Origin of the sequence: Winogradskyella eckloniae, from assembly GCF_013249045.1 — a bacterium.
Classification (GTDB): Bacteria; Bacteroidota; Bacteroidia; order Flavobacteriales; family Flavobacteriaceae; genus Winogradskyella; species Winogradskyella eckloniae.
On sequence record NZ_JABRWP010000007.1, the window covers coordinates 34,879 to 48,620 of the forward strand.

Here is a 13,742-nt window from a genome sequence, read left to right on the forward strand (position 1 = left end):
GTACAAGGCATTTAAGATAAAACAAAATTAAACTAATTTGGTAAATGAAAAACATTCTTATCGTAGTTGGTACAAGACCAAATTATATCAAAGTCACACAGTTTAAAAAAGTAGCAGCGCAACAGTTTGCAAATCAATTTAATATAAAAATTGTACATACTGGCCAGCATTTTGATAAGTCCATGGCAGATGTGTTTTTTCAGCAGTTAGATATTTGGCCAGATTATTTTTTGAATATTTCTCAAGCCACACCTAATACTCAAATGGCCGAAATTATGTTGCGTTTAGAAAAAGTAATTACAGAACAGTTTCAACCTGATATTATTTTGGTGCCTGGCGATGTTAATTCTACGCTAGCTGCGGCATTAACCGCCTATAAGTTGGGTATAACATTAGGTCATATAGAAAGTGGGTTAAGAAGCTTTGATCGGTCAATGCCTGAGGAAATAAATAGAATTTTAGTGGACGAAATTTCAGATTTGTATTTTGTTACAGAACAAAGTGGTATCGATAATTTAATAAAAGAAGGTAAGCCAGAATCTAAAATACACCTTGTTGGTAATACCATGATTGATACGCTTGTGGCCTTTGAAGCTAATATTGTGTCTGCTGAGGTTTTAAAATCGTATAACTTAATCAAGGATGAATTTATATTAATAACCATTCATAGGCCCGCAACGGTTGATAATAAAAAGGGCTTAGAAGCATTATGTGCACTTTTAGAAGACATGCCAAAAGATATTACTATTGTATTCCCAATGCATCCTAGAACTCTTAATAATATTAAAAAATTTAATTTAGAAAACGAGTTCAAAAGTATTGAGAATTTAAAAGTTTTAGCACCACTAGATTATTTTAGTTTTCAAAATCTAATACACAGTTGTAAAATGGTACTTACGGATAGTGGTGGGATACAAGAAGAAACAACATTTAAGCAAAAGCCGTGTTTAACCTTGCGACCAAATACGGAACGACCAAGTACTCTAGAGATCGGTTCTAATACTTTGCTAGATTTTAATAACGTAGATATTCTAAGTCAGATAAAATTAATCATGACCAATACGTATAAAAATGGACAAATACCTAAGTATTGGGATGGATGTACCACTGAACGAATTTTAAAAGTTATTTTAGAGGCCTAGTAATTGCTTTTAGATATTTTATAAAATAATTTATATGACGTTACCCAATTTATTGATTATAGGAGGAATGAAATGCGGTTCTACTAGTCTTCATGCTTATTTAGATAAGCATCCAGAAATACAAATGTCAGATCCCAAAGAGCTAGATTTCTTTAGTTACGATAAGAATTATGAAAAAGGTTTAGATTGGTATAGTACCTTTTTTAAGCCTGGTTATAAATACAATGGAGAGTCTTCCGTGAGTTATTCTAAAAAACATACGCATCCATTTGTACCAAGAAGAATTAATGCAAACTTGGGTGATGATGTGAAAATAATATACATTGTAAGAGATCCTATTGATAGATTTCAATCTAATTATACAGACTCTAAAACTTATGGCGATATTCCTTCATCATATTCTATAAATACATTTGTTGCGTCTAATTTAGAGGAAAACCCTTTTGTTAAAACGAGCATGTATTATTACCAAATTCAAGAATATTTGAAATATTTCGATTTGAAAAACATGTATTTTTTAAAAGCAGAAGATTTAAAATCAGAACCACAAACAGCTATGACTGGGTTATTTGAGTTTTTAGGATTAGAGCCTGTTTCGGTTGAAGAAATAGTTCTAAATAATTCTTCTTCAAAGACCTACTATGCTACAAATTATGTAAAAGTCACACAATCTGGTTTTGTTCAAGGCTTAAAAAAACTCATTCCTAGCACTATGGTTGAAGCCATAAAAGGAAGCAAGGCAATTAAAAACGTGTCAAGAAAGAAAATACACGCTACAAAAGATGTGCTCACTGATGAAAATAGAGAAAGACTAAAGGACTTTTTTTCGGAAGACATTAAGCAATTTGAGGCATTAACAAATTTAAAATTGAACTCTTAATTGGTAAATCTAAAGCGATAAAACCCTTTTTGATGTTTTTTTTTCAGAATTGTTTGTAACGTGATAGTCGTTTTTAATATTCTGATAACATGGAGTTTTCGTGATAACTGGCAATTCCATGTGTTTATATTACTTCAAAAAGGATAAAACTATTGCAATTTGGTTTGTTGAGGTTTAGCATTTAAAATAAGAATATTACAGAAAACAACATATACATAGATATTGCAAAATTATTTCGGTTATTTTTGTGCCAAACGAAAGATATTAAAAGTTGATAAATCAATTGTAATACGTCTTTTTGGGAGTGTATAAAAAATAGCGTTATAGCATAATCAGTCATTTTGAACCCATCGAATTTATTATTTATTACAACATCTAGTTTAGCCGCAAATCCGCGTCTTGTGAAAGAATTTGAGGCACTAAAAAATGACTTTAAGTGTTGTGTGATTAGTTTTAAACACCACGATTGGACTTTGGAACTCTCTGAAGCAATAAAAGCAAGGAATCCAGAAGTCCAATTTATAGAATTAGATAGATCGAATAAGGTATTACAAACCATTGGTTGTAAAATTCTTCATAAATCTGCCATTTTATTGAATGGCCTATTTTCTAAAAGCTTTAAAATAGCAGCATTTGCTAGCAACGATAAGGCACCACAATTATGGTTAGTGTCTAAAAGAAAATTAAAAACCACTACGTTTACGAGAGTCATTGCTCATAATTTAGGTGCTTTTTATGCGGCCGTAAAGACCTCAGATAAAACAGGTATTGCTTTACAACTAGATATTGAAGATTATTATCCTGGTGAAGCCCTCTATTTTAATAAAGCCTATGAGGAACAAAACCGAATGCGAATTATGGCGCATAGCTTTCAAAAAGCAGATAGTATTACATATGCTTCTGAAGGTATAAAAATGGAATGCCAGAAGCATTTTAAAGTAGATGATGAAGCGAATGAAATGACAATTGTAAATGCATTTAATGCCGTTGACTTTAAAAAGCCTCAGCCCAAAGTAGGATCTAAAATTAAATGCGTTTGGTTTTCACAACATATAGGTCCAAATCGAGGACTAGAAAAAGTCTTTGAAGCAGCAAAAACAATGGACACTGTAGAGTTTCACTTCGTTGGAAATCGTAATGAAGCTTATTTAAATGCAATAGAATTAAGCAATAATGTTATACTTCATGATATCATGAATCAAGAAGAATTACACGATTTTTTGAGTCAAATGGATATTGGTTTAGCACTAGAAAATGGAAATGCAGATTATAATAGAGATATTTGCCTAACCAATAAGTTTTTAGCTTACTTGCAATCTGGTTTATATATTTTGGCGACAAATACCTTTGGGCAGTCTCACTTTTTAGAGTCTTTAACCTATAACGCAGGTGTCATAATGAAATCGTCGTTAGCAGATAGTCTTTTAGAAATAAATCTAGATGTTTTATCTATAGATAATAAGCTACAACGTTGGCAGAGTGCTAAACTATTTTCGTGGGAAAATGAACAACTTAAATTAAAAAAATTAATACAATGAAAACGGTTTTAATCATATATCCGCATTGGGTACCTGCAAATTTAGCAGGTGTTCAACGTCCGCGTTTAATTGGAAACTACTTAAAGCAATTTGGTTGGAAACCGCTATTGTTAACCGTAGATTCTCAATATTATGAAGAAACACCAGATCCGCATATCGCTAAAACAGCTTCAGAAGATATTGAAGTGATTTATACAAAAGCTTACAACGTAGGAAAGCCTAGACTAATAGGTGATATAGGTTTGCGTGCATTTCCGTTTCTTAAAAAAGAAGCCTTGCGTCTATGTAAAGAACGCAAAATTGATTGTATTTGGGTGCCAATTCCTTCCTTTTACACCGCAGTGTTAGGTAGAGTTGTTCATAATAAAACAGGCATTCCTTATGGTATTGATTATATAGATCCATGGGTAAGAGATATTACGAATCAAAATGATACAAGAGCAAAACTAAGCCAATCTGTAGCGAGAACATTAGAGCCTTATGCTGTAAAAAAAGCAGCGTTTATTACTGGTGTTTCTACACCGTATTATTGGCCAGTCATAGAACGAAATTTTGATACACCACCTGTACATGCAGGCATGCCATATGGTTTTGATCCTAATGATCATAAAATTAAATTAGAGGGTTTAAAAATGCCATGGGACGGTATAGAAAATTGTAAACCTTGGATTTATGCAGGTGCTTTTTTGCCTAACTCTCATTTATTTATGGATAGTTTTTTCAATGCCATCAAGGTATTAAAAGATGCAGGTAACTGGGATCCCAATATTAAATTGTTTTTTATTGGCACTGGCCCTTATCCGGCTAAACGCATTACAGCTTATGCGGCAGATTATGGCTTAGAGGATATGGTCATTGAGCAAAGAGAACGTCAACCATTTTTAAATATATTAAATTACTTGTCGCATGCAGATCGCGTCATGTTGTTTGGTAGTACAGAAAAGCATTATACGGCATCTAAAACATTTCAATGTTTGTTAAGTGAACGCCCATTGTTTACAGTCTTACATGCAGATAGCTCGGCTGTTCAGGTTATTAAAGACGTAAAAGCCGACGCTTATTTAGTGGCTTATGAAGAAGGTGATACTAAATCAACAATTGTTAAAGCCATAAGTAATGTTCTAGAACCCTTTCAAAAGAATGAAGATTGGACTCCAGAACTACAGTCATTAGACCAATACTCGTCTAAGCAATCTGCAAAAGTATTAGCGGAGGCCATGGATAAAGTTGTTAGTAATTAATTCCTATTGATTTGAAAAAATTAGCTATCGTTACCACACATCCTATACAGTATTATGCACCTTGGTTTAAATTGATTGCTGAACGAGGCCATTTGGATGTTAAAGTATTTTATACGTGGTCTCAAGCCTCTGAAGCGGTAAAAGATAAAACCTTTGGCAAAACTATAAAATGGGATATACCATTATTAGAAGGCTATAATTTTGAGTTTGTAGAGAATGTTTCAACAGATCCAGGTACACATCACAAGAACGGAATAGATTGTCCTACACTGAATGAGCGCATTAGACTATGGCAACCCGATACGGTGTTAATATTTGGTTGGTATTTAAAAAGTCATTTAAAGGCCATGAAATTTTTTAAAGGAAAAATTCCGGTGTGGTTTAGAGGCGATTCTACTTTATTAGATGATGTTCCAGGTATAAAGCAAGTATTGAGAAAGTATTACTTAACTTATATTTATAGGTACATTGATAAAGCCTTTTATGTTGGGATGCAAAATAAAGCGTATTTTAAATCGGTAGGACTCAAAGACGAACAACTTATTTTGGCACCACATGCTATAGACAATGAACGATTTTTTGATGCCGTAGATAAAGACTACGAATCCCAAGCTCTAAATTGGCGTAAAGAGTTAGGGTATAATAATGATGATATAGTCGTTTTATTTGCAGGTAAATTTGAAAGTAAAAAGCAACCCGATTTTTTATTAAAAGCCATTCAAAAGGTCAATGAAGAAAGAACTCAACCTTTAAAATTGTTGTTGGTTGGTCATGGGCCATTAGAAGAAGATTTACAACTGTTGTCTAAAGCCGATGTCAATATAAAAATGATTCCCTTTCAAAATCAAAGTAAAATGCCAATTTTATATCGCTTAGGTAATGTGTTTTGTTTACCTTCTAAAGGACCAGGAGAAACTTGGGGACTTGCTGTTAACGAAGCTATGGCATCGTCTAGAGCTATTATCGTCGCAGATAAGGTAGGAGGTGCATCGGATATGTTAATAGAAGGCTATAATGGGTATTGCTTTCGCCACGATAGTCAAAAAGAATTAATAAATATCTTAAGAGCGTTAACGATAACATCGTTACAACAAATGGGAGTGCATTCTAAGGCGCACGTCAATAAATTTACAATGCTTAACATCGTTGAAGCCATAGAAAATGAAATCTAGTTAAAAATAAAGATTCGCTAAACATGGAGACTTGGTCTTATATAGGAGTTGCTACTGTAATCTACGTTGCTTATAAATTTATAATGCGCTTAGGGAAAGGGTTGCCTATATTAGAGTTAATGCTGCTTATTGCAGGACTCCAATGGATTATTGGTCCGATTATAGAATATGCGTCTCCATCAACACATTGGAAGTACTATATGTACGTTAACGAGGAGTCCTATATGTCTTTTGTGGTTCCTGCTTATATGTTATTTTGTTTGGTCCTTTTTCTTACTGTATTAAAAAAGGGTTCATTAAATTTGAATTTAGAAATGTTAAAAAACTATTCTAAATATGGATTAATCATTTTTTTAATGGGAATAATTTTTGAGTTATTTGGTCGAGCACTTCCTAGATCTCTTGGTTTTTTAGTGTTTATAATATCTAATTTTAAGTTTGTTGGCGCCATAATTCTATTCTATTCAGAAAATAAGAAACTCAAAAGAGTGTTTTATTTAGCTATTATTTATCTGCTCTTGGTAGCTATATCTAAAGCCTTATTCCATGATTTTATATTATGGTCTATGTTTTTTTATATGTTTTGGTCATTGAAACACAAGCCTTCGGTAAGAACCATATTGGTAACTTTTGTGGTGGGTATATTTTTTGCATTAGCATTGCAAACGATAAAAGCAGCGTTTCGATTGCAGGTTTGGAATAATTATTCAGGTAATAAATTAGAACTTTTTGTGAGTCTATTAGTTTCATCTTTAACCACTGAGGACACTAGTGCTATAGAGTCCGATGATGAAATTGGTGTAAATGTAAGATTGAATCAAGGATGGATTATTAGTGCTATAATTGATAATATCCCTATGAATCAAGATTATTTAAATGGTGCTACAATAAAAGATGCTGTATTCGCCTCTATTTTGCCAAGGTTTTTAAATCCAAATAAAGCAAAAGCTGGTGGTCAAGAAAATTTTATGTTATTTACAGGGCTTTCTATTAATGAAGGGGTTTCTATGGGGATTAGTATTGTTGGTGAGGCTTTTGGGAATTTTGGGAGAACTGGTGGAGTCGTCTTTATGGGAATATGGGGATTTTTTATTGGTAGAGTTTGGCTATTTTTGAAAAGAATGACCAAAACCAATATTGTATTTGTCGCTTTTTTACCGCTTATATTTTTACAAGTTATTAAAGCGGAAACGGAATTAGTGGTAGTGCTAAACCATTTAATTAAATCAATTGTTGTGGTTATTCTGTTTTTTTGGTTTGCAAAAAAACAATTAAGATGGCGTATTGATTAATGAAATACACAGTAACGTACATATTTAGAAAACCAGATCCAAGATACAAGAGTATTGAGGGTATTTTTTATCATATTAAAACCCGTGTACAACAGATCGGTATTAACACGTCATTGTTTAATGTAAAACAGTCTGGAGGAGGTCTTAAAACGCTATGGTCTAATATAGCGAAGTTTAAAAAAGATAAGTCGCTTATCTATCATATTACAGGAGATATACATTACATGGCATTAGCGACTGGTAAAAATACGGTGCTTACCATTCATGATGTAAAATCTATTTTAAAAGGGGCATTCATAAAACAATTGTATTTTAAACTATTTTGGTTTTGGATACCAGCACTATGTGTGAAGCGCATAACCGTTATTTCAGATTTTACTAAAAAAGAACTTGAAGCAGTAATACCGTTTGCTAAGCAGAAAATTAGGGTAGTTCATAATCCAGTAAATAGTTTATTTAGATTTAGTGACTATAAATTTAACACGATACAGCCTAAAGTGCTTCTTTTAGGAACAAAGTCTAATAAAAACTTGGAAAATGTATTAACGGCCTTATCTTCAATATCTTGTGAAATAGTGTTAATAGGGAAGCTCACTCAAGATCAAAAAGCTTTTGTAAGCCAACTAGATCTCAATATAGAATACCGCTTTGATTTAAAATTAGAAGAAATAGTTGAAGCGTATAAGGCCTGTGATCTGCTTTGTTTTGCTTCTACCTATGAAGGATTTGGTATGCCAATAATAGAAGCCCAAGCGACAGGTAGACCTGTGATTACGTCCAATTTGGGAGCAATGAAAGAGATTGCTGCTAATACCGCATATTTGGTCAATCCTTATGATGTTGAAGATATTCGATCAGGACTAGTTGAAGTTATTGGAAATGCGCAGTTAAGACACGATTTAATACAAAAAGGCTTGGAGAATGTAGAACGTTTTAAATCTAATCAAATAGCAGAAAAATATAAGGCTATTTACAAAGAAATAAGCGTAAATAAGTAACCTCAATTTCATATTAATAAGCATGAAAATAAAATTATGGATATTCATTGATTGGTATTTGCCAGCCTATAAAGCAGGTGGTCCTATTCAATCCATTGCTAATTTGGTTAGCCGTTTAAAGACCGAGTTTGATATTAGTGTTATTACTTCAAATACCGACTTGGGTGAAATCATAAACATACCTTCAGAACAGTTGAACGTTTGGGTAGAAAAAGAGGGATATAAAGTAATGTATTTAGATGCTAAACATCAAAACAGGCAATTTTATACTGAGCTATTTAAAACGCATTCTTTTGATGTTGTTTACTTTAATTCATTATTTTCTGTTAAATATACGTTGTTGCCATTTTGGCTTTTAAGAAATAAACCCATACGGAGAGTTTTAGCAACAAGAGGTATGTTAGGCGCTGGAGCGTTAGCTATTAAGCCACTAAAGAAAAAAGTGTTTTTATCTTTATTTAAGTGTTTCAGTCTTCATAAAAAAGTATTCTGGCATGCTACAGCACAAAGTGAGATCGATGAAATTAAATTACACTTTGGAGAAGCGCGTAACATATTATTAGCACCCAATCTGTCTGCGATTTCCAAAGACGTCTATTCAAAAAAAATAAAAGAAGACCATAAAATAAATGTCTTTTTTCTATCGCGTATTTCATTTAAAAAGAATTTAATTGGCGCTCTAGAGGCTTTATCAAAAGTATCATCAAAATATACGGTAAGGTTTAATATTATAGGGCCTATAGATGATGAAAATTATTGGAAAAAATGTGAAGCCCAAATAAACGCACTTCCAAAACATATACTCGTAAATTATTTGGGTGCGATACCTAATGATCAATTGTCATTAACCTTAAAAGAAGAACATGTTTTGCTGTTACCTACATTTCATGAAAATTTTGGTCATGTTATAATGGAATCATGGCAAAATGGTTGCCCAGTTATAATATCGGATCAAACACCTTGGCGAAATTTAGAGAATGAAAAATTGGGTTATGATATGTCAAATTCCAACGCAATAGGATTTACTACCGCAATAGAGCATTTTTGTAAAATGGAAGACGATGAATATAATCAATGGTCAAAATCTGCATTCGAATTTGCTAAAGGATTTATTGAGAATCCTAAGGTGTTAGAACAAAATAAAAGCTTATTTTTGAACGCATAAAGATTATAAAATGAAACGAATTTTAGTTACTGGTGGCGCTGGTTTTGTTGGTTCACATCTCTGTGAAAGATTACTCAATGAAGGAAATGAAGTAATTTGTTTAGATAATTACTTCACAGGCTCAAAACGAAATATAGAACATTTAATGGATCACCATTATTTTGAGTTAGTTAGGCATGATATAATAAATCCATTTATGATTGAAGTTGATGAGATTTATAATATGGCGTGTCCTGCCTCACCAGTTCATTATCAATATAACCCTATAAAGACGATTAAAACTTCCGTAATGGGAGCGATTAATATGTTAGGATTAGCAAAGCGTGTTGGAGCCAAAATATTACAAGCATCTACAAGTGAGGTGTATGGAGATCCAGCAGTGCATCCACAACCAGAAAGTTATTGGGGAAATGTTAACCCTATTGGTTTACGATCGTGTTATGATGAAGGAAAACGATGTGCAGAGACGCTATTTATGGATTATCACACGCAAAACGCAGTGGATATAAAAATTATTAGAATATTTAACACGTATGGCCCAAGAATGCATCCACAAGATGGGAGGGTTGTTTCAAATTTTATAATGCAAGCATTAAAAGGGGATGACATTACTGTATTTGGAGAAGGAACACAAACGAGGAGTTTTCAATATGTTGATGATTTGGTAGAGGGTACAATACGTATGATGGGAAGTAGAGATGGATTTGTAGGACCAGTAAATATTGGTAATCCCGTAGAGTTTACAATGTTAGAGTTGGCTGAATTGGTAATAGAATTAACTAACTCTAGTTCTAAAATTATTCATTTACCGTTACCTCAAGATGATCCAATGCAACGTCAACCGGTCATTGATTTAGCCAAAAAGGAATTGAATGGATGGGAGCCTAAAGTCCATCTTAAAGAAGGATTAGGAAAAACTATAAACTATTTTGATGGGCTAATTAAAGCGAATAAAGCTTAATGTAAGTAATACTTTATACTTTGAAAACAGACCTATCTAAATATGATAATAGTTGGTATCAGCCAGGATCAAAACTAAAACGCTTGTTATGGTATTTTGTAAATTGGTTCTTTTTTGAATCTGGTTGGAATATTTCGTCTGGTCTTAAAGTGTTTTTGCTAAGACGATTTGGAGCCAAAATTGGCAAAGGTGTTCTTATTAAACCCAAAGTAACCATAAAGTATCCATGGAAATTGCAAATTGGAGACCATTGTTGGATTGGCGAAAGTGTTTGGATTGATAACCTTGATCAAGTAACACTTGAAAATAATGTTTGTATATCACAAGGTGCGCTTTTAATTTGTGGAAATCATAATTATAAAATATCAACCTTTGATTTGTTTATTGCGCCAATTGTTCTAAAAGAAGGGAGTTGGGTAGGTGCTAAATCGATAGTGTCACCAGGTGTGTCTTTAGAAAGTCATTCTGTTCTTAGCTTAGGATCTGTAGCAACTAAAGATTTAGAAGCATATAGTATATACAGTGGTAATCCGGCCCAAAAAGTGAAAACTCGAAAAATAGAGAGTACTAAATGAAAATTTCTATAATTACTGCTACGTACAATAGTGCTTCAACGATACAGACGTGTATGGAATCGGTACTTAACCAATCTTATGATAATATAGAATATATTATTGTCGATGGTGGTTCTACGGATCAAACACTAAATTTTATCAAAGAGAAAGTCAAAATAAATACTCAAATTAAGTGGAGTTCAGAGCCCGATAAAGGCATCTATGATGCGCTTAATAAAGGCATAGCAAAATCTACTGGAGATGTAGTTGGGTTTGTGCATTCTGATGATTTTTTGGCAGATAATGCCATTATAGAAAATATTGTCAAAGCATTTAAACAAGAAAATGTAGATGGCGTATATGGCAATTTACATTATGTTGCTTTAGATAACACAAATAAAGTAATTAGGAATTGGGTTAGTGAAAAATTTGAACTTAGATTATTAAAAAAAGGGTGGATGCCAGCACATCCAACATTATATCTAAAAAAGAAAATTTATCAAGATAATGGAGCCTTTAACTTAGGTTATAAAATTGCTGCAGATTATGATTTTATTTTGCGTATCTTTAAACAACCACAACTAAAGTTTTTTTATCTTCCCAAAACTATTGTAAAAATGAGAGTTGGAGGTGCAAGTAACAGAAGTCTTAAAAATATAATTCAAAAAACAAAAGAAGACTATAAGGCTGTTAAGGTTAATGAAATAGGGTCATGGATAACCATTTTTTTTAAAAATGCTTCAAAAATGAAACAATTTATATCTTAAATATTAATCTAACTTTAAGGATGCTTCTTTATAGAAGCATTTCATAAATTTTTATGCATCTTTGCATTGCATAACTTTTAAATGTAGCAAGAAAAGTCATGATAAAAGAATTACTCGAAAATTTTAATCCAATAGATTACGTTGGTTGGCTGGTTCTTATAGCGTCTGGCATTTCTTTTGTAGTTGCATTTGCAAGTTATCCGGCAATTATATTAGTAGCTTTAAAGAAAAATTTAATGGATAGGTCCGGTGACCGTAGTAGTCACAAAGGTACCGTTCCAAATTTAGGAGGTATAGGCTTATATTTGAGTATAGTTGTTTCAATCACAATTACAGGAGCAACCTTAGAAACTAAAAGCTTGTTTTTAATCTTAGGGAGTATTACGCTTTTGTTTTTTTTAGGATTAAAAGATGATATTTTAATTTTGTCTCCACGTAAAAAATTTATGGGACAATTGTTAGCGGCTTTGTTGCTGATTATATTTACGGATACACGGATTTATGGGTTTTCAGGTGTATTAGGGATTACCATTATGCCATATTGGATATCTGTTGCTTTCACGCTGTTTGTTTACTTATTAGTTATTAACGCTTTTAATTTAATTGATGGTGTAGATGGATTAGCAGGAAGCTTAGCCTTAATGGCCTGTTGTGCTTTTGGTGTACTGTTTTATTTATATAATGACATTAGTATGGTGGTGTTAGCCGCATCGGTCATTGGAGCACTTATTTCATTTTTATATTTTAATTTTTCTAAACGTAGAAAAATGTTCATGGGTGACTCTGGTTCAATGATATTAGGGTTTATTATTTCCGTTTTTGCGGTACGTTTTATTGATGCTTCAGAAAGTTCTTCATCAAGTCTGTTTCGTTGGTCGTCTCCAGTGTTAACGTTGTCAATCTTATTTTTTCCATTATTAGATACCTTAAGAATTTTTTTTATTAGGATAGTGATCCATAAAAAAAGTCCGTTTTCGGCAGATAATAATCACTTACATCACCGTTTTTTAAGTTGTGGTTTTTCTCATGTTCAAACCACGATAACAATTGTTTTTATTAATATCATTTTAATAATAATTGCTTATTTGAGTAAAGATTTAGATATAAATTGGCAACTAATAATATTACTCGTTTCAGGTACATTTTTATACTCTTTATATTTTGTTTTTGATTGGGTTAAAGGTAAATAGTTTTAATTATAGACAATATTAACTATTCGTTTTTTAAACTTTAATTCCGTTATATTTGTCCCTCATAAATATTTAAAATAATGTTAAAGTACTTTTTTTGTTTGCTAGGCGTTATGCTCTTATTTTCTTGTACGAGTAAAAAAGAGATTCTTTATCTACAAGATGTGGATCAATATTCTAATAAAGAAATTACTTATGTTAGTTCAAAAATACAGCCTAACGATGTGTTAAGAATTAATGTAGGTGCGTTAATACCAGAATCTGCTATACCATATAATAAGTCAACTAATGGTAACGGAAGTGTTGGTAGTCTTGATATCATGCAATTAGATGGGTATTTAGTGTCAGAAAACGCAACGATTAAGTTTCCTGTTTTAGGTTTAATTTCAGTTGAGAATATGACAACTCAGCAATTGTCAGAATATCTAAAACAAGAATTAGAGGAAGGCGATCATTTAATAAACCCTTCAGTTGATGTACGTTTAATAAATGCTAAAGTCACTATTTTAGGCCAAGTTAATCAACCTGGAACGTTTAGCTTTACGGAACAGAATATCACCTTACTGCAAGCATTAGGTTATGCTGGTGATTTAACGATTAATGGAAAGCGAGAAGATATAAAAATTATTAGATACGAAAACGGTATACAACAGATAGCACATATAGATTTAACGTCTGCAGACTGGTTAAACGGCCCATATAGTTTTATAAAACCCAATGATACAATAATTGTAGATCCAAATAACCCAAAGGTAAAAAGTGCCGGGTTTATTGGTAATGTTGGTACTGTTATTTCTGTAGTGTCTATATTATTATCAACAGTAGTTTTAATTTCAAAATAA

At 32.4% G+C, this 13,742-nt stretch carries 13 protein-coding genes; all 13 read left to right on the top strand.

The window, feature by feature from the left end:
- Positions 1-44: 44 nt before the first annotated feature.
- Positions 45-1,142 carry a non-hydrolyzing UDP-N-acetylglucosamine 2-epimerase gene (gene wecB / locus HNV08_RS12255; RefSeq protein ID WP_173281620.1) on the top strand — a complete coding sequence of 366 codons (1,098 nt, stop codon included), beginning with the start codon at positions 45-47 and terminating at the stop codon, positions 1,140-1,142.
- A gap of 34 nt (positions 1,143-1,176) precedes the next feature.
- Positions 1,177-2,022, top strand: a complete 846-nt coding sequence (locus HNV08_RS12260; protein WP_173281621.1) for a sulfotransferase domain-containing protein — start codon at positions 1,177-1,179, stop codon at positions 2,020-2,022.
- A 341-nt stretch (positions 2,023-2,363) separates the two neighbouring features.
- Positions 2,364-3,560 (top strand): glycosyltransferase family protein, encoded by a 1,197-nt coding sequence (locus HNV08_RS12265; protein ID WP_173281622.1) that lies wholly within the window; start codon positions 2,364-2,366, stop codon positions 3,558-3,560.
- Positions 3,557-4,801 carry a glycosyltransferase family protein gene (locus HNV08_RS12270; RefSeq protein WP_173281623.1) on the top strand — a complete coding sequence of 415 codons (1,245 nt, stop codon included), beginning with the start codon at positions 3,557-3,559 and terminating at the stop codon, positions 4,799-4,801. The genes HNV08_RS12265 and HNV08_RS12270 overlap by 4 nt, the downstream gene beginning before the upstream one ends.
- 11 nt (positions 4,802-4,812) lie before the next feature.
- The gene (locus HNV08_RS12275; RefSeq protein ID WP_206677693.1) at positions 4,813-5,973 is read left to right on the top strand and encodes a glycosyltransferase family 4 protein; all 1,161 of its coding nucleotides are present in this window, start codon (positions 4,813-4,815) and stop codon (positions 5,971-5,973) included.
- A 23-nt stretch (positions 5,974-5,996) separates the two neighbouring features.
- Positions 5,997-7,265, top strand: a complete 1,269-nt coding sequence (locus HNV08_RS12280; RefSeq protein WP_173281624.1) for a hypothetical protein — start codon at positions 5,997-5,999, stop codon at positions 7,263-7,265.
- Positions 7,265-8,263 carry a glycosyltransferase family 4 protein gene (locus HNV08_RS12285; RefSeq protein WP_173281625.1) on the top strand — a complete coding sequence of 333 codons (999 nt, stop codon included), beginning with the start codon at positions 7,265-7,267 and terminating at the stop codon, positions 8,261-8,263. The genes HNV08_RS12280 and HNV08_RS12285 overlap by 1 nt, the downstream gene beginning before the upstream one ends.
- Before the next feature lie 22 nt (positions 8,264-8,285).
- Entirely contained in the window at positions 8,286-9,428 is a 1,143-nt protein-coding gene (locus tag HNV08_RS12290) for a glycosyltransferase (protein WP_173281626.1), read from the top strand.
- A gap of 10 nt (positions 9,429-9,438) precedes the next feature.
- Positions 9,439-10,389 (top strand): UDP-glucuronic acid decarboxylase family protein, encoded by a 951-nt coding sequence (locus HNV08_RS12295; protein ID WP_173281627.1) that lies wholly within the window; start codon positions 9,439-9,441, stop codon positions 10,387-10,389.
- A gap of 20 nt (positions 10,390-10,409) precedes the next feature.
- Positions 10,410-10,964 (top strand): WcaF family extracellular polysaccharide biosynthesis acetyltransferase, encoded by a 555-nt coding sequence (locus HNV08_RS12300; RefSeq protein WP_173281628.1) that lies wholly within the window; start codon positions 10,410-10,412, stop codon positions 10,962-10,964.
- Complete coding sequence (locus HNV08_RS12305; RefSeq protein ID WP_173281629.1) at positions 10,961-11,710, top strand: glycosyltransferase family 2 protein; 750 nt, start codon at positions 10,961-10,963, stop codon at positions 11,708-11,710. The genes HNV08_RS12300 and HNV08_RS12305 overlap by 4 nt, the downstream gene beginning before the upstream one ends.
- A gap of 98 nt (positions 11,711-11,808) precedes the next feature.
- Positions 11,809-12,900: a glycosyltransferase family 4 protein gene (locus HNV08_RS12310; RefSeq protein WP_173281630.1), complete on the top strand. Its 1,092-nt coding sequence runs from the start codon at positions 11,809-11,811 to the stop codon at positions 12,898-12,900.
- A gap of 80 nt (positions 12,901-12,980) precedes the next feature.
- Positions 12,981-13,742, top strand: coding sequence for a polysaccharide biosynthesis/export family protein (locus tag HNV08_RS12315; protein ID WP_173281631.1), 762 nt, complete (start codon positions 12,981-12,983; stop codon positions 13,740-13,742).